The following is a 16,859-nucleotide window of genomic DNA, read 5'->3' on the forward strand; positions in this document are numbered from 1 at the left end:
CCCCCGGAGGGTCAGCCCAACCCCGCAGGGTCAAGGGAAGGGCCGGGGCAGGGAAACTCCCAAAACCTCAACCACCTTCTTCCGCACCCCAGTTGTGTCACCGATCGTGACCCCCTACCGTTCCCGTCATGGTGAGCCCATCGGGAACCGGACACCCCTCCGCGCGGCGGTACACCCCGCTCCGGATCGGTGTCGGGGCGCTCACCGTCGGCGCGCTCCTCGTCGGGGGCGGTGCGGTCGGGTGTTCCCGTGCGGAACAGCGCGTCACCGCCGTCACACCCGTCCCGGCTCCCACCACCAGCACCCCCGAAGAGGACTGCCGGCAGCTGGTCGACTACTGGGCCCGGGCCGTGATCCAGAACAACCGCTGGTCGGGGCTGGACTGGGAGCAGAAGGGGTTCTCGATCGACCAGCACACGATCCACGAGCAGATCGTCGCCGCCGCCCGGGACGAGCAGCGCGCGCACGGCACCGGAGCGGCGTTGCGGCTGATAGATCGTCAAGCCCGGGAACAGTGCACCGTGCGTCACGGAGCCATGGGAGGTGGCAACCACTAGATCCATGCAGATGCGTACAGATCCGCCAGATCTACGTAGATCCATGTAGATCCACGCAGATCCGCATTGGGTGGGCACCGAGTCGCACGGACCCGCACGGGTCCGCATCCGGACCCCATCGCGTCCGGGACGCAGCCACACCCCCCTTCCGGCCACTCCCGATCGTAACGCTCCGTAACTCGGGCGAAAGGGATGAACGGGATCCCGGCCTCCGGTTGGTTTTCACAAGATCATTACCAAATTCCGCGGCCGGGACAACGCCGCAGGTGGGGCGGGTTCCCCCGACAAGCCCCCTGTCAGTAGCAAGATCGGCTCAAGCCCCTTAGCGGAACTGGGAATTCTCAGTATGTGGGCGTTCTTCGGGCGCACCAATGCCCCCATCTGTCCACAGAGCTCCCCTCGGCGTGTCCGCTCGTCATAACAAGAAAGTCACATCCTGACCTTCCCTGGTCCCCCACTCCGCCACCTGCGCCTAGAGTCACGGCCAGTCACCGCGCCGCCGGGCGCGTCTGCTGCACGGCCCCTGTACCAACCCCAGTACGGCCCGGCGAGTCACACGGCGCCTCAGCGGAGGCGTCGCGCCAGGGAGAGGACATATCGTGCGACACCGTTCCTTGCTCATACTCACCACCGTGCTCACCACGGGGGCTCTCACCCTCACCGCGTGCGGTTCGCGCGACAAGAAGGACGACGAGGGCGGCGGCAAGACCACGACCGTGGTCATCGGTGTCGACGCCCCGCTCACCGGCCAGAACTCCGCCACCGGCCTCGGCATCCAGTACGGCGTGCAGATAGCCGTCGACGACGCCAACGCGAAGAACCTGGTCCCGGGCGTCAAGTTCGCGGTCAAGGCGCTGGACGACAAGGCGCTGCCGCCGACCGGCCAGCAGAACGCCACCGCGCTCGTCGCCAACAAGGACGTCCTCGGTGTGGTCGGCCCGCTGAACTCGGGTGTCGCCCAGACGATGCAGCAGGTCTTCGCCAACGCCAACCTGGTCGAGATCTCCCCCTCGAACACCAACCCCACCCTGACCCAGGGCAAGGACTGGGCGGCCGGGAACAAGACCCGCCCGTTCAAGACCTACTTCCGCACCGCCACCACGGACGCCATCCAGGGCGGCTTCGCGGCGGACTACGCGGTCAACACGATGAAGAAGAAGAACGTCTTCGTCGTCGACGACAAGCAGACCTACGGCGCCGGTCTGGCCGCCCTCTTCAAGCAGGGCTTCACCAAGGCCGGCGGCAAGGTCGCGGGCGAGGACCACGTCAACGTGGGCGACAAGGACTTCGCCACCCTCGTCACCAAGATCAAGAACTCGGGCGCGGACCTCGTCTACTACGGCGGCCAGTACGACGAGGCGCAGATCGTCACCAAGCAGCTCAAGGACTCCGGCGCGAAGATCCCGCTCTTCGGCGGTGACGGCATCTACAGCGACACCTTCATCACCACCGCCGGCAAGGCGGGCGAGGGCGACCTCGCCACCTCGGTCGGTGTCCCGGTCGACACCCTCCAGGCCGCCAAGGACTTCATCCAGAAGTACAAGGACAAGAAGTACCCGGGCGACTACGGCACCTACGGCGGCTACTCGTACGACGCGGCCACCGCGATCATCAAGGCCGTCGGCAACGTGGTGAAGGACGGCAAGATCCCCGCCGACGCCCGCCAGCAGGTCGTCGCCGAGGTTCAGAAGACGGACTTCGAGGGCATCGCCGGCAAGGTCTCCTTCGACCAGTTCGGTGACACCACCAACAAGCAGCTGACCGTCTACCAGGTCACCGACGGCAAGTGGAAGGCCGTGAAGAGCGGCACGTACAACGCCGGCTGATCCCAGCCTGCCCCTGTACGGCCCGGGACGACGCCTGGAACACCCGTAACGCCTGTTCCAGTCGCTCCACCCGTTCCACCGGTTTCACCCGCATCACCGTTTCACCGCACCACCCGCATCACCGCACGACAACAGGGCCGCGCGGCCACGGCAACCCGTCCACCGCGCGGCCCGACGTCTACTCCCCTCGCACTCACTCCCCATCCACATGGAGGCCATGCGGTGCACACCCTGCCGCAACAGCTGGCCAACGGGCTGCTCCTCGGCTCGATGTACGGGCTGATCGCCATCGGCTACACGATGGTGTACGGCATCGTCCAGCTCATCAACTTCGCCCACGGCGAGATCTTCATGACCGGCGCCTTCGGCGGACTCACGGTCTACCTCTACGTGCTGCCCGACGGCATATCCATGTGGATAGCCCTCCCCCTGATGCTCATCGGCGGCGCACTCGTCTCCGTACTCATCGCCCTGGGAGCGGAACGCTTCGCCTACCGGCCACTGCGCGGCGCGCCACGCCTGGCACCGCTGATCACCGCGATCGGCCTCTCGCTCGCGCTCCAGCAGGCGGTCTTCAACTGGTACCCGAAGGCCAAGAACGACGAACCGTTCCCGCAGCTCCCCGGCGGACCGTTCCACGTCGGCTCGATCACCTTCGGCTCCGGTGACATCTTCCTGATCACCGCGGCCCCGCTCTGCATGGCGGCGCTCGCGCTCTTCGTCCGCTCCTCGCGCACCGGCCGCGCCATGCAGGCCACCGCGCAGGACCCGGACACCGCCCAGCTCATGGGCATCGACACCAACCGCATCATCATGATCGCCTTCGCCATCGGCGGCATCTTCGCCGCCGTCGCGGGTGTCGCCTGGGGCCTCAAGTACGGCTCCATCAAGTACGAGATGGGCTTCCAGGCCGGCCTCAAGGCATTCACCGCCGCCGTCCTCGGCGGCATCGGCAACATCTACGGCGCCATGATCGGCGGTGTGGTCCTCGGCCTCGCCGAGACCATGGCCAGCGCCTACATCTCCAACGTCCCCGGGATGCAGCAGCTCGGCGGCTCCGGCTGGGCCAACGTCTGGGCGTTCGTCCTCCTCATCCTCGTCCTGCTCTTCAGGCCACAAGGCCTGGTGGGCGAACGCGTCGCGGACAGGGCGTGATCCACATGACCACCAGCACCACCACCAGCACCGTCGCCCCCGCGACCGAGCCGCGCGGCATCCTCCCGCTGCCCGCGTCCGTCGCCCGGCCGCTCGTCGCGGTCGGCGCCGTCGCCACCATCGCCTCCACCTTCCTCGCCTGGACCTGGACCTCCGAGTTCCCCGGCGACCTCACCGTCACCGGCTACCCGGCCGGCCTCCAGACCCTCACCCTGGTCGCCGGAGTGCTCACCCTGCTCTACGCCCTCGCGGGCTACGGGGTACGGGGCCTGGGCTGGCTCAACCCGGGCGGCACCAACAACCCGGTGCTCCTCGCCGCGGTCTCCGCGTTCGCCGTCGTCTGGTACACCGCGATCGCCATCGCCTACGACCTCGGCGGACTCGCCAACCTGGAGCCCGGCGCGTTCGTCGCGGCCGTCGCCTCCCTGCTGCCCGTCGTCGGCGCGCTCGCGCTGCCCCGCCCGGGCCGCTCGCTGCGCGACCACATCGCCAAGCCCGACCGCATCCCGGCCCCCGCGCCGGTGCCCAGCTGGGTCCAGCGACTGATCATCTCGCTGGCCACCGCGCTCGGCCTGGTCGTCTTCACGTACGGCATCGGCATCGACGACGAGGAGAGCGAGACCTTCATCGGTCTGCTGCTCCTGGTCCTCTTCGCCTCCATGGCGCTGTTCGCCGCCGGCCTCTTCGACCGGTTCACCGAACTCAACGCCCGGCACAAGGGATTCGCCACCACCGCGGTCTTCCTCGCCGCCGTGATCTTCCCCTTCACCCAGAGCGAGGACCACAACGCCAACCTCGGCGCCAACATCCTCATCTTCGGCACCGTCGCCCTCGGCCTCAACATCGTCGTCGGCCTCACCGGTCTGCTCGACCTCGGTTACGTGGCCTTCCTCGGCGTCGGCGCCTACGCCGCCGCGCTGGTCTCCGGCTCCGAGTTCTCCCGCTTCTCCGGTGTGCAGGTCCCGTTCTGGGCCGCCGCGCTGATCGGCATGGGCGCCTCACTCGTCTTCGGCGTGATCATCGGCGCACCGACCCTGCGGCTGCGCGGCGACTATCTGGCCATCGTCACCCTCGGCTTCGGAGAGATCTTCCGGATCACCGTCAACAACCTCGACGGCCACTCCGGCCCCAACCTCACCAACGGCCCCAACGGCATCTCCCAGATCCCCGACCTGGAGATCTTCGGGTTCAACCTGGGCGCCGCGCACGACATCGCCGGACGCACCATCGGCCGCTTCGGCAACTACCTGTTCCTGATGCTGCTGATCACGGCCCTCATCGTGCTCGTCTTCAACCGCGCCGCGAACTCCCGTATCGGCCGCTCCTGGATCGCCATCCGCGAGGACGAGACCGCCGCCACCGCCATGGGCATCAACGGCTTCCGGGTCAAGCTCATCGCCTTCGCCCTCGGCGCCTCCCTCGCAGGCCTCGCGGGCACGGTCTTCGCCCACGTCAACTACAGCGTGGTGCCCACACCGTTCCAGTTCGCCGGCGCGGCCCCGCCCAACTCGGCCTTCCTCCTCGCGGCCGTCGTCCTCGGCGGCATGGGCACCGTCAGCGGCCCGCTGCTCGGCGCCTCGATGCTCTACCTCATCCCCGAGAAGCTCAGCTTCCTCAAGGAGTACGAGCTCTTCGGCTTCGGCGTCGCCCTCATCCTGCTGATGCGGTTCCGCCCCGAGGGCATCGTCGCCAACCGGCGCCGCCAGCTCGAATTCCACGAGACCGGCCAACTGGACGTCCCCGAAAAGGGCCTTCCGGACACCACCGTCGGCGTCACCAAGGCGGAGGCGTAACCACGATGACCGCACAGACCATCACCACCGCCCCCAGCCCCGTGCTCCAGGCGTCCGGCGTCACCATGCGGTTCGGCGGACTGACCGCCGTACGCAACGTCGACCTCACCGTCAACAGCGGCGAGATCGTCGGTCTCATCGGCCCCAACGGCGCCGGCAAGACCACCTTCTTCAACTGCCTCACCGGGCTCTACGTCCCCACCGAGGGCAAGGTCTCGTACAAGGGCACCGTACTGCCGCCCAAGCCGCACCTGGTCACCCAGGCCGGTATCGCGCGTACCTTCCAGAACATCCGGCTCTTCGCCAACATGACCGTCCTGGAGAACGTCCTCGTCGGCCGCCACACCCGCACCAAGGAGGGCCTCTGGTCCGCCCTGCTGCGCGGCCCCGGCTTCAAGAAGGCCGAGGCCAGGTCCCGCGAACGGGCCATGGAACTCCTGGAGTTCATCGGCCTGGCACACAAGGCCGACCACCTCGCCCGCAACCTCCCCTACGGCGAACAGCGCAAGCTGGAGATCGCCCGGGCACTGGCGAGCGAACCGGGACTGCTGCTCCTGGACGAGCCGACCGCCGGCATGAACCCGCAGGAGACCCGCGCCACCGAGGAACTGGTCTTCGCCATCCGGGACATGGGCATCGCCGTCCTCGTCATCGAGCACGACATGCGCTTCATCTTCAACCTCTGCGACCGCGTGACGGTACTGCTCCAGGGCGAGAAGCTCGTCGAGGGCACGTCCGACGTGGTGCAGGGCGACGAGCGCGTCATCGCGGCGTACCTCGGCACCCCGTTCGAGGGAGCGCCCGGGGGCGAGGAGGTCGCGGAGGTGGAGGCGGCGGCAGCCGCCGCGGCGGTCACCGCCGAGGCTCCCGCCTCCCCGAAGGCCGCTCCGGAGACCTCCCCGAAGGCCGCTCCGGCTCCGGCCGAGGCCGATTCGGGCGCCGCTCCGGCCGCCGCCGAGGCCTCATCGGCCGAGGCCGATGCCGGGGCCGAGGCAGACGCCGACGCCGCCGCCGTCGAGCCCGAGGCCGCCGCCCCCGGCGAAGCCGATGCCGCCGCCGACGCCGACGCTCCGCGAAAGACCCGTACCGAAGGAGACTCCCAGTGACCGCTCTTCTGGAAGTCGAAGACCTCCGCGTCGCCTACGGCAAGATCGAGGCCGTCAAGGGGATCTCCTTCAGCGTCGAGGCGGGCCAGGTCGTCACGCTCATCGGCACCAACGGCGCCGGCAAGACCACGACCCTGCGGACCCTGTCCGGGCTGCTCAAGCCCTCCGGCGGACGGATCACCTTCGACGGGAAGCCGCTGGCCAACATCCCCGCGCACAAGATCGTGTCGCTGGGACTGGCCCACTCCCCCGAGGGCCGGCATATCTTCCCGCGGCTTTCCATCGCCGAGAACCTCCAGCTCGGAGCGTTTCTGCGGAACGACAAGGACGGCATCGAGAAGGACATCCAGCGGGCGTACGAGCTGTTCCCCATCCTGGGCGAACGCCGCAAGCAGGCGGCCGGCACGCTGTCCGGCGGCGAGCAGCAGATGCTCGCGATGGGCCGGGCCCTGATGTCCCAGCCCAAGCTGCTGATGCTGGACGAGCCGTCGATGGGCCTCTCCCCGATCATGATGCAGAAGATCATGGAGACCATCGTCGAGCTGAAGGCCCAGGGCACCACGATCCTGCTCGTCGAGCAGAACGCCCAGGCCGCGCTGTCGCTGGCGGACCACGCCCATGTGATGGAGGTCGGCGAGATCAAGCTCTCCGGCTCCGGGCAGGACCTCCTCCACGACGAGAACGTCCGCAAGACGTACCTCGGGGAGGACTAGCCCCCGGCGGGGAGTGCGCCGGTTCGGCCGCGGGTCCGCCGGGGCCGGTCGCGCGGTCCCCGCGCCCCTCAGGACGTACGGCCCGCGCCACGAAGAAGTGGCGCGGGCCGTACTGGCACGCCGTGCGGGCACGACAGACCACAGATCACCCGCAGACGGAGAGCGGGCCGGGACTACTGCCCCTTGGCCGCCTTCTTCTCCTCCGCGTCCTCGATGACCGCCTCCGCGACCTGCTGCATCGACAGGCGCCGGTCCATCGACGTCTTCTGGATCCAGCGGAACGCGGCGGGCTCGGTCAGCCCGTACTGCGTCTGGAGGATCGACTTCGCGCGGTCGACCAGCTTGCGCGTCTCCAGACGCTGGGAGAGGTCCGCGACCTCCTGCTCCAGCGCCTTCAGCTCGGTGAACCGGGACACCGCCATCTCGATCGCGGGCACGACGTCGCTCTTGGAGAACGGCTTCACCAGGTACGCCATCGCGCCGGCGTCCCGCGCCCGCTCCACCAGGTCGCGCTGCGAGAACGCGGTGAGCATCAGGACCGGGGCGATGGACTCCTTGGCGATCTGCTCGGCCGCCGAGATGCCGTCCAGGACCGGCATCTTCACATCGAGGATGACCAGGTCGGGGCGGTGCTCCCGGGCGAGCTCGACGGCCTTCTGCCCGTCCCCGGCCTCACCGACGACCGCGTAGCCCTCTTCTTCCAGCATCTCTTTGAGGTCGAGGCGGATGAGGGCCTCGTCCTCGGCGATGACGACGCGGGTCGTCAGCGGCGGGACGTGCGACTGGTCGTCGTCGGCGACGGGCTGGGGCGACTCGGGGGCGGTCACGGGGGCTCCTTGTTGCGGGGCAGGCACTGCTTCCCAAGAGCGTACCTAGCTGCGGTATGGTGTGGTCACGGCGGGTAGCCGCCTACCTTTGGTTCCAAGGATGCCCCGGTAGCCCAGCGGTAGAGGCAATGGTCTCAAACACCATCCAGCGTCGGTTCGAATCCGACCCGGGGTACTTACCTCCATTTCCAAGGTCAGTGGAATAATTTAGATCTTCACTCTTTGCGGTGAACAGACCTTCGAATCCCGCACTCGCGTGGGGCGCTGCGGCAAGGCTCCGCAGCCACGGAGCAGCACACCCCTTCGATACGGCACGAAGCACTTGCCCTGCTGCGGCAGGGCATGACCAATCGAGCAGTGGCAGCGCACCTGAATGTGCCGCGCGGCACGATCGGGTGGTGGCGGTACGAGGACCGCAAACGTCGCGGTGAGCGCTACGAACCTCCTACCGACTGCCCGCCGACTGCCCGCGATGCACCGACCGAGCATTCGACGAGAAGGCGACGCCTATCTCCTCGGCCTCTGTCTCGGCGACGGACACATCATCTCGAAGCGCAAGCAGCACCACTTGTCCATCTTCTGCGTCGACAACTGGCCCGGGCTGATCGACGATGCAGAAAGAGCCATGGGGCCGTGCCGAGGTCAAATCCTATTTCAGGCACTGGGTCTGCCTGTTCCCTCAGCACGGCCCCGGCAAGAAGCACGAGCGCGAGATCCGGCTCGAGTGCCGGCAGCAGGACACCGTCGACGCCCATCCTTGGGAGTTCGTCAGAGGCCTCATCCACTCCCCGTTACTGGTTCACCAACCCCGGACCCCGGGGGACCGGGCGCTACTTCGGGCTGTCGTCCTCGCCGATGTGGTGGACGCGGACCAGGTTGGTGGAGCCCGCGACTCCGGGCGGGGAGCCCGCCGTGATGACCACGATGTCGCCGCGCCGGCAGCGGCCGATCTTCAGGAGTTGTTCGTCGACCTGCGCCACCATCGCGTCCGTCGACTCCACGTGCGGCCCGAGGAAGGCCTCCACGCCCCAGGTGAGGTTGAGCTGGGAGCGGGTGGCGGGGTCGGGGGTGAAGGCGAGCAGCGGGATCGGTGAGCGGTAGCGGGAGAGGCGCTTGACCGTGTCGCCGGACTGGGTGAAGGCGACGAGGTATTTGGCGTTGAGGAAGTCGCCCATCTCGGCCGCCGCGCGGGCGACCGCGCCGCCCTGGGTGCGGGGCTTGCTGCGTTCGGTGAGTGGCGGCAGGCCTTTGGCGAGTACGTCCTCCTCGGCGGCCTCGACGATGCGGCTCATCGTGCGGACGGTCTCGACCGGGTACTTGCCCACGCTCGTCTCGCCGGAGAGCATCACCGCGTCCGTGCCGTCGATGACGGCGTTGGCGACGTCGCTGGCCTCGGCCCGGGTGGGGCGGGAGTTGTCGATCATCGAGTCCAGCATCTGGGTGGCGACGATGACCGGCTTGGCGTTCCGCTTGGCGAGCTTGATGGCCCGCTTCTGGACGATCGGGACCTGTTCGAGGGGCATTTCGACGCCGAGGTCGCCGCGCGCCACCATGATTCCGTCGAAGGCGGCGACGATGTCGTCGATGTTCTCGACGGCCTGCGGCTTCTCGATCTTGGCGATCACGGGGACGCGGCGGCTCTCCTCCTCCATGACGCGGTGGACGTCCTCGATGTCGCGACCGCTGCGGACGAAGGAGAGCGCGATGACGTCGGCGCCGGTGCGCAGGGCCCAGCGCAGGTCCTCGACGTCCTTGTCGGAGAGCGCGGGTACGGAGACGGCGACGCCGGGGAGGTTGAGTCCCTTGTGGTCGGAGACCATGCCGCCCTCGATGACGCGGGTGCGTACGCGGGGGCCCTCGACGCCGACGACTTCCAGGGCGACCTTGCCGTCGTCGACGAGGATGCGCTCGCCGGTGGTGACGTCGTCGGCGAGGCCGGAGTAGGTGGTGCCGCAGGTGTGGCGGTCGCCCTCGATGTTCTCCACGGTGATGGTGAACTCGTCGCCGCGTTCAAGCAGTACGGGGCCTTCGCGGAAACGTCCGAGGCGAATCTTCGGACCTTGAAGGTCGGCGAGCACTCCGACGCTGCGGCCCGTCTCTTCGGCGGCCTTGCGCACGCGGTGGTAGCGCTCTTCGTGGTCCGCGTACGTGCCGTGGCTGAGGTTGAGGCGGGCGACGTCCATTCCGGCCTCGACCAGTGCCTTGATCTGGTCGTACGTGTCGGTGGCGGGCCCCAGGGTACAGACGATCTTTGCTCGGCGCATGCTTCGAGCCTAGGCCTTACCGGCCGGTAGAGAATTGGTCCGGCATGACTACTCAACAACCTTTGCATGAAGGGTTATTGACAACTGTTGAATTGTGCGCCGGGGCGCTCCGATGAGCGGGCGGCGCCTGGCCCCGGACCCCGCGCAAACCCTTGACATGTTCAGGTCTCGACGCTGGAATATGTTCGTTTTCGTTTGAGCTCGTTGAATTCGGCGCCCCTACCTCGACGGAGCCGCACATGTCATCGCTCAGGAGACTCACCAGAATCACAGGGTTCAGGAAACGGGCCGGCACCGCACTCGCCGCATTTCCCCTGCTCGCGGGCGGTTTGGTCGCCCTCGCCGGCACGGCCGCGCCGCCCGCCGCAGCCGCGCAATCCGCCCCGACACTCGACAACGGTCTCGCCCGGACCCCGCAGATGGGGTTCAACAACTGGAACTCCACCCACTGCCGGGCCGAGTTCAACGAGACGATGGTCAAGGGCATCGCCGACACCTTCGTCTCGCAGGGCCTCAAGGACGCCGGCTACACCTACGTCAACCTGGACGACTGCTGGGCCCTGCCGAACCGGGACGCGAGCGGCAACCTCGTCCCCGACCCGGTGCGCTTCCCGCACGGCATCAAGGCCGTCGCCGACTACGTGCACTCCAAGGGCCTGAAGTTCGGCCTCTACTCCAGCGCGGGCACCAAGACCTGCGACGTCCAGGGCTTCCCCGGCGGCCTCGGCCACGAGCAGCAGGACGCGAACCTGTGGGCCTCCTGGGGCGTCGACTATCTCAAGTACGACAACTGCAACAACGCCGGCGTCGACGCCAGGCAGCGCTACAGGGCCATGGGCGACGCGCTGACGGCGGCCACCCGCTCCACCGGCCGCCCGATCCTCTACAGCATCTGTGAATGGGGCTCCAACCAGCCCTGGACCTGGGCCCCGGCGATCGGCAACTCCTGGCGGACCACCGGGGACATCAGCGACTCCTGGTCGAGCATGATCTCCATCGCCCACCAGAACCAGCCGCTGGCGCCGTACGCCGGGCCGGGCGCCTGGAACGACCCGGACATGCTGGAGGTCGGCAACGGCGGGATGAGCGACACCGAGTACCGCACCCACTTCAGCCTCTGGTCGCAGATGGCCGCGCCGCTGCTGATCGGGAGCGATCTGCGCACCGCGAGCGCCTCGACGCTCGCCATCCTCAAGAACACCGATGTGATCGCGGTGGACCAGGACCCGCTGGGCCGGCAGGGCACGGTCGTCTCCAGCTCCGGCGGGCTCGTGGTGATGTCCAAGCCGCTCGCCGACGGCGGGCGTTCGGTCACCCTGACCAACGAGACCGCCTCGGCCAGGACCGTCTCCACGACGGTGCAGGACATCGGCATCGGCGGGGCGTCCTCGTACGCGCTGAAGGACCTGTGGTCCAAGGCCACCAGCACCACCACCAGCGCCATCAGCGCGTCGGTGCCCGCGCACGGCACGGTCATGTTCCGGGTGACGCCGGGCAGTCCGGTGCCGCCGCCGACCGGGGTGAACCAGCTGAGCGATCTGCCGTGGACGTCGGCGGCGGGCGGCTGGGGCCCGGTGGAGCGCGACCGCAGCAACGGCGAGCAGGCGGCGGGCGACGGCCGCGCCCTGACCATCGGCGGCACGACGTACGCCAAGGGCCTCGGCACCCACGCGCCCAGTGAGATCAGCTACCACCTCGGGGGCGTCTGCTCCTCGCTCGGGGTCGACGTGGGCGTGGACGACGAGTCGGTGAGCCAGGGGTCGGTGCGGTTCCAGATCTGGCGCGACGGGACGCTGGCCGCCGACAGCGGCGTACGGACCGCGGCCGACGGGCCCAAGCATCTGAGCGCCGACCTCAGGGGCGGTACCGCGCTGCGGCTGGTGGTCACCGACGGCGGGGACGGCATCACCTACGACCACGCCGACTGGGCCGACGCCAGGCTGGCCTGCGGCAGCGGTCCCTCGGCCGGTACGCACGACCTCAGCGACCTGGCCTGGTCCTCGGCCGTCAACGGATGGGGGCCGGTGGAGAAGGACCGCAGCAACGCCGAGCAGGCGGCGGGCGACGGCCGGCCGCTCACCGTCAACGGGACGGTGTACGCCAAGGGGCTCGGCACCCACGCGGCCGGCTCCGTCGCGTACTACCTGGGCGGCAGTTGCTCCTCGCTGACCACGGCGGTGGGGGTGGACGACGAGGTCACCACCAAGGGATCGGTGGTGTTCCAGATCTGGCGGGACGGCAAGATCGCCGCCGAGAGCGGGAAGCTGACGTCGGCGGACGCGGCGCGGACGCTGAGCGCGGACGTCACCGGTGCGCTGGAGGTACGGCTGGTGGTCACCGACGCCGGTGACGGGGTCGACTACGACCACGCCGACTGGGCGGGTCCCCGGCTGACCTGCGCGTAGACGAGGAAGAAGCACGCGGTCCCGGGTGGCGAGCCGCCCGGGACCGTCGTGTTTTCCCGTGGTCATCCGATCGAAACCCGGCAGGGGTGTTGCGGATGGCCGGTTCTGCGCCAAAATCCTCTCGACCTTCTACGCGCGTCGAGGACGTCTACGCGCGTAACACCTCGTCAGGGAGTGCATCACATGCCGCTGAACCGTAGGACGTTCCTGGGCACCACGGCCGCCGCCGGAGCCGGTGCGGCCATAGCCGGGGGCGTCGCGGCCCCCGCCGAGGCCCAGGAGCGCGGGCACGGCCGCGGCCACGCGCCGAAGCGGTACTCGTTCAGCGTCATGGGCACCACCGACCTGCACGGCAATGTCTTCAACTGGGACTACTTCACGGACAAGGAGTTCGACGACAAGGCCCACAACGACGTCGGCCTCGCCAAGATCTCCACGCTCGTGGAGCAGGTCCGCAGGGAGAAGGGCCGCCACAACACCCTGATGATCGACGCGGGTGACACCATCCAGGGCACCCAGCTGTCGTACTACTACGCCAAGGTCGACCCGATCACGGCCAAGCACGGCCCGGTCCACCCGATGGCGCAGGCCATGAACGCGATCGGCTACCACGCCGCCGCCCTCGGCAACCACGAGTTCAACTACGGCATCCCGGTGCTGCGCAAGTTCGAGGAGCAGTGCGACTTCCCGCTGCTCGGCGCCAACGCGCTGGACGCCAAGACGCTGAAGCCGGCCTTCCAGCCGTACGTCATCAAGCGGCTGCGCACCCCGCACGGGCGGGATGTGCGGGTCGCCGTCCTCGGTCTGACCAACCCCGGCATCGCCATCTGGGACAAGGCCAACGTCAGCGGCAGGATGGTCTTCCCGGGCCTTGAGGAGCAGGCCGCGAAGTGGGTGCCGAAGCTGCGGTCGATGGGCGCGGACGTGGTGATCGTGGCGGCCCACTCGGGGTCCTCCGGCACCTCCTCCTACGGTGACCAGCTGCCGTACATCGAGAACGCGGCGGCGCTGGTGGCCCAGCAGGTGCCGGGGATCGACGCGATCCTGGTCGGGCACGCGCACACCGAGATCCCCGAGTACCGCGTGGCGAACAAGGAGACCGGCAAGGAGGTCGTGCTCTCCGAGCCGCTGAAGTGGGGGCAGCGGCTGACCGTCTTCGACTTCGACCTGGTGTGGGAGAAGGGCCGCTGGACGGTGGCGAAGACGAGTGCGAAGGTCCTCAACTCCAACACCGCCGCCGAGGACCCGAAGATCGTCCGGCTGCTCTCCGACGAGCACCGGAAGGTCGTGGCCTACGTCAACCAGGTCATCGGCACGTCGAAGGCGGCGATGAGCACCGCCGAGGCGGCCTGGAAGGACGAGCCGATCATCGATCTGATCAACGCGGTCCAGGTGGACACGGTGAAGGCGGCGCTCGCGGGTGGCGCGTACGCGGCGCTGCCGGTGCTGTCGCAGGCGTCCTGCTTCTCGCGTACGGCCGTCATCCCGGCGGGCCGGGTCACCATCAAGGACGCGGCCGGGCTGTACCCGTTCGAGAACACGCTGGAGGCGCGGGTGCTGACGGGTGCGCAGCTCAGGGACTATCTGGAGTTCTCGGCGCGGTACTACGTGCAGACGCCGGCCGGGGCGCCGGTGGATCCGGCGAAGCTGACGAACGCGGAGAACACGCCGGACTACAACTACGACGCGGTGTCGGGTCTGGTGTACGACATCGACATCGCCAAGCCGGCCGGTGCCCGGATCGTGAACCTCTCCTTCCAGGGCAAGCCGCTGGATCCGGCGGCGCAGTTCGTGCTCGCCGTCAACAACTACCGTGCCAACGGCGGTGGCAACTTCCCGCATGTCGCGGGGGCGAAGCAGGTGTGGGCGAACTCCGAGGAGATCCGGAACACGATCATCGCGTGGGTGAAGGCGAAGGGGGTCGTGGACCCCGCCGCGTTCGCTTCCGCGGACTGGAAGCTGGTCCGCGACGGGGTCGCCGTCTTCTAGGCCGTCCTTCGGAGACGGGCCGTCCGCGCCCCCGCGGGGGCGCGGGCCGGCTCAGCCCTCCAGGGGGATCAGGCCCTGCGGGTCCCTGGGGGCCGGGCGGGGTACCTCGGGCCGGGTGAGACCGAACGTCGTGAACGCCGTGCGGGCGGGCAGCGGGTAGGGCTCCTTGCCCGTGAGGGTGTTCAGGATCGCCGCGCTGCGCCAGGCCGCCAGGCCCAGGTCGGGGGCGCCCACGCCGTGGGTGTGCCGCTGCGCGTTCTGGACGTAGACCGCTCCGGTGACCGAGGCGTCCAGGACGAGCCGGAAGTCCGCGTCGATGCGCGGGCGTTCGGAGGAGTCCAGGCGCATATAGGGGTCGAGCCCGGACAGTACGCGGGCCAGCGGGCGCTCCCGGTAGCCGGTGGCGAGGATCACCGCGTCGGTGGTCAGCCGGGAGCGCACGCCCTGCTGGGCGTGTTCCAGGTGCAGTTCGATCCGGGTGGTGGCGACCCGGCCGGCGGTGCGGACGTTGACCGCGGGGGTGAGGGTGGCGTCGGGCCAGCCGCCGTGCTGGGTGCGGCGGTAGAGCTCGTCGTGGATGGCGGCGATGGTGCCGGCGTCGATGCCCTTGTGGAGCTGCCACTGGCGGGGCACCAGTTCGTCGCGGACGGGCTCGGCCAGCGCGTGGAAGTAGCGGGTGTAGTCGGGCGTGAAGTGCTCCAGGCCCAGCTTCGAGTACTCCATCGGCGCGAAGGTCTCGGTGCGGGCGAGCCAGGTGAGGCCCTCGCGGCCGGGCGGGCGGCTGCGCAGCAGGTCGAGGAAGACCTCGGCGCCGGACTGGCCGGAGCCGACGACGGTGACGTGGTCGGCGGCGAGGAACCGCTCGCGGTGGTCGAGGTAGTCCGCCGAGTGGATGACCGGCACGGCGGGCGCGTCCGCGAGCGGCTTCAGGGGCTCCGGGACGTACGGCTCGGTGCCGACCCCCAGGACCAGGTTGCGGGCGAAGGCGCGGCCCAGCGCCTCGGCCTGGCCGTGGGCGTCGAGCTGGGTGTAGTCGACCTCGAACACGTCCCGTTCGGCGTTCCAGCGCACTGCGTCCACCTGGTGCCCGAAGTGCAGACCTGGCAGGTTCTCGCTGACCCAGCGGCAGTACGCGTCGTACTCGGTGCGCTGGATGTGGAAGCGCTCGGCGAAGTAGAACGGGAAGAGCCGTTCGCGGTGGCGCAGGTAGTTGAGGAACGACCAGGGGCTGGCCGGGTCGGCGAGGGTCACCAGGTCGGCCAGGAAGGGGACTTGGAGGGTAGTGCCCTCGATGAGCAGGCCGGGGTGCCAGTGGAAGGCCCGGCGCTGTTCGTAGAAGGCGGTGGAGAGGCCGCCGGGCACCCCGTCGGCGAGGGCGGCGAGCGAGAGGTTGAAGGGGCCCACTCCGATGCCCACCAGGTCGTGCGGACGGTCGATGTCTTGGGCGGGTTCCGGTGCGGTCATCGCGGGGTGCTGCCTTCCACGGTCTTGAGGAGCTGGGCCAGGTCGCCGGTGGTGGTGTGGGGGTTGAGCAGGGTGGCCTTGAGCCACAGGCGCCCGTCGGCGCGGGCCCGGCCGAGCACGGCCCGGCCCTCGGTGAGCAGGGTGCGGCGGATCGCGGCGACCTCGCCGTCGGTGGCGCCGGCCGGGCGGAACAGGACGGTGGAGATCACCGGGCGTTCGTACAGGTCGAGTCGGGGGTGTCGTTCGACGAGGTCCGCGAGGGTCTGCGCGAGCCCGGCCGTGCGGTCGACGAGGGCGGCGAGTCCGGTGCGGCCGAGGGCGCGGAGGGTGACGGCGATCTTCAGTACGTCGGGTCTGCGGGTGGTCCGCAGGGAGCGTCCGAGGAGGTCGGGCAGGCCGGCTTCGGTGTCGTCCTCGGCGTTGAGGTAGTCGGCGGTGTGCGCGAGCGGGGCGAGGCGGGCGGGGTCGGGGACCGCGAGGAGCCCGGCGGCGACCGGTTGCCAGCCGAGTTTGTGCAGGTCGAGGGTGACGGAGTGGGCGTGTTCCAGGCCGTGCAGCTTGCCGCGGTGGGTGTCGCTGAAGATCAGCGGTCCGCCGTACGCGGCGTCGACGTGCAGTTCGGCGCCGTGCCGGGCGCACAGGGCGGCGATCTCGGGGAGCGGGTCGACGGCTCCGGTGTCGGTGGTGCCCGCGGTGGCGGTGACGAGCAGGGGCGGGTGCAGGGCGGTGAGGGCCTCGTCGAGGGCGGCGGGGTCGAGGG

Annotated in this window: 12 protein-coding genes, 1 tRNA gene and 1 pseudogene; 10 read left to right on the forward strand and 4 right to left on the reverse strand. The window is 69.2% G+C overall.

The window, feature by feature from the left end:
* Window positions 1–128 precede the first annotated feature (128 nt).
* The 6 genes from ACJA3G_RS11550 (at window position 129) to ACJA3G_RS11575 (ending at window position 7,150) form a co-directional block, all read left to right on the forward strand.
* The gene (locus ACJA3G_RS11550) at window positions 129–557 is read left to right on the forward strand and encodes a hypothetical protein (protein WP_406552832.1); all 429 of its coding nucleotides are present in this window, start codon (window positions 129–131) and stop codon (window positions 555–557) included.
* A gap of 614 nt (window positions 558–1,171) precedes the next feature.
* Window positions 1,172–2,383: a branched-chain amino acid ABC transporter substrate-binding protein gene (locus tag ACJA3G_RS11555; RefSeq protein WP_406552833.1), complete on the forward strand. Its 1,212-nt coding sequence runs from the start codon at window positions 1,172–1,174 to the stop codon at window positions 2,381–2,383.
* Window positions 2,384–2,605: 222 nt separating this feature from the next.
* A complete protein-coding gene (locus ACJA3G_RS11560) occupies window positions 2,606–3,538 on the forward strand; it encodes a branched-chain amino acid ABC transporter permease (RefSeq protein ID WP_406552834.1) in 933 nt (310 codons plus the stop codon).
* 5 nt (window positions 3,539–3,543) lie between these two features.
* Window positions 3,544–5,331 carry a branched-chain amino acid ABC transporter permease gene (locus ACJA3G_RS11565; protein WP_406552835.1) on the forward strand — a complete coding sequence of 596 codons (1,788 nt, stop codon included), beginning with the start codon at window positions 3,544–3,546 and terminating at the stop codon, window positions 5,329–5,331.
* A 5-nt stretch (window positions 5,332–5,336) separates the two neighbouring features.
* On the forward strand, window positions 5,337–6,437 hold the full coding sequence (locus ACJA3G_RS11570; protein ID WP_406552836.1) for an ABC transporter ATP-binding protein: 1,101 nt from the start codon (window positions 5,337–5,339) through the stop codon (window positions 6,435–6,437).
* Window positions 6,434–7,150, forward strand: coding sequence for an ABC transporter ATP-binding protein (locus tag ACJA3G_RS11575; protein ID WP_406552837.1), 717 nt, complete (start codon window positions 6,434–6,436; stop codon window positions 7,148–7,150). The genes ACJA3G_RS11570 and ACJA3G_RS11575 overlap by 4 nt, the downstream gene beginning before the upstream one ends.
* Before the next feature lie 173 nt (window positions 7,151–7,323).
* On the opposite strand, the gene ACJA3G_RS11580 is transcribed toward ACJA3G_RS11575, so the two are convergent.
* The gene (locus tag ACJA3G_RS11580; protein ID WP_406552838.1) at window positions 7,324–7,977 is read right to left on the reverse strand and encodes an ANTAR domain-containing response regulator; all 654 of its coding nucleotides are present in this window, start codon (window positions 7,975–7,977) and stop codon (window positions 7,324–7,326) included.
* Window positions 7,978–8,079: 102 nt separating this feature from the next.
* On the opposite strand from ACJA3G_RS11580, the gene ACJA3G_RS11585 reads away from it, so the two are divergent.
* Both ACJA3G_RS11585 and ACJA3G_RS11590 read left to right on the forward strand, forming a co-directional pair.
* Window positions 8,080–8,152 (forward strand) — tRNA-Leu (locus tag ACJA3G_RS11585).
* A gap of 167 nt (window positions 8,153–8,319) precedes the next feature.
* Window positions 8,320–8,765 (forward strand): annotated as a pseudogene (locus ACJA3G_RS11590) (helix-turn-helix domain-containing protein); the annotation flags it as partial.
* A gap of 42 nt (window positions 8,766–8,807) precedes the next feature.
* On the opposite strand, the gene pyk reads toward ACJA3G_RS11590, so the two are convergent.
* On the reverse strand, window positions 8,808–10,241 hold the full coding sequence (gene pyk / locus ACJA3G_RS11595; RefSeq protein ID WP_406552839.1) for a pyruvate kinase: 1,434 nt from the start codon (window positions 10,239–10,241) through the stop codon (window positions 8,808–8,810).
* Window positions 10,242–10,480: 239 nt separating this feature from the next.
* Here pyk and ACJA3G_RS11600 point away from each other — a divergent pair, with 239 nt between their 5' ends.
* On the forward strand, window positions 10,481–12,646 hold the full coding sequence (locus ACJA3G_RS11600) for an NPCBM/NEW2 domain-containing protein (protein WP_406552840.1): 2,166 nt from the start codon (window positions 10,481–10,483) through the stop codon (window positions 12,644–12,646).
* Window positions 12,647–12,829: 183 nt separating this feature from the next.
* Window positions 12,830–14,635, forward strand: coding sequence for a bifunctional metallophosphatase/5'-nucleotidase (locus ACJA3G_RS11605; protein WP_406552841.1), 1,806 nt, complete (start codon window positions 12,830–12,832; stop codon window positions 14,633–14,635).
* A 51-nt stretch (window positions 14,636–14,686) separates the two neighbouring features.
* Here ACJA3G_RS11605 and ACJA3G_RS11610 read toward each other — a convergent pair whose 3' ends face one another.
* Window positions 14,687–16,099, reverse strand: a complete 1,413-nt coding sequence (locus tag ACJA3G_RS11610; RefSeq protein WP_406552842.1) for a lysine N(6)-hydroxylase/L-ornithine N(5)-oxygenase family protein — start codon at window positions 16,097–16,099, stop codon at window positions 14,687–14,689.
* Window positions 16,096–16,859 (reverse strand): pyridoxal phosphate-dependent decarboxylase family protein (locus ACJA3G_RS11615; RefSeq protein WP_406552843.1); only part of this gene is annotated, 764 nt, incomplete at its 5' end. The genes ACJA3G_RS11615 and ACJA3G_RS11610, both read right to left, overlap by 4 nt.

Origin of the sequence: Streptomyces sp. YS-3, assembly GCF_045257485.1 — a bacterium.
Taxonomy (GTDB): Bacteria; Actinomycetota; Actinomycetes; order Streptomycetales; family Streptomycetaceae; genus Streptomyces.

Excerpts from the sequence above, each read along its gene's own strand:
- ACJA3G_RS11550 (WP_406552832.1), top strand. The coding sequence starts at position 129 with ATGGTGAGCCCATCGGGAACCGGACACCCCTCCGCGCGGCGGTACACC.
- ACJA3G_RS11565 (WP_406552835.1), top strand. The coding sequence starts at position 3,544 with ATGACCACCAGCACCACCACCAGCACCGTCGCCCCCGCGACCGAGCCG.
- ACJA3G_RS11570 (WP_406552836.1), top strand. The coding sequence starts at position 5,337 with ATGACCGCACAGACCATCACCACCGCCCCCAGCCCCGTGCTCCAGGCG.
- pyk (WP_406552839.1), bottom strand. The coding sequence starts at position 10,241 with ATGCGCCGAGCAAAGATCGTCTGTACCCTGGGGCCCGCCACCGACACG.
- ACJA3G_RS11600 (WP_406552840.1), top strand. The coding sequence starts at position 10,481 with ATGTCATCGCTCAGGAGACTCACCAGAATCACAGGGTTCAGGAAACGG.
- ACJA3G_RS11605 (WP_406552841.1), top strand. The coding sequence starts at position 12,830 with ATGCCGCTGAACCGTAGGACGTTCCTGGGCACCACGGCCGCCGCCGGA.
- ACJA3G_RS11610 (WP_406552842.1), bottom strand. The coding sequence starts at position 16,099 with ATGACCGCACCGGAACCCGCCCAAGACATCGACCGTCCGCACGACCTG.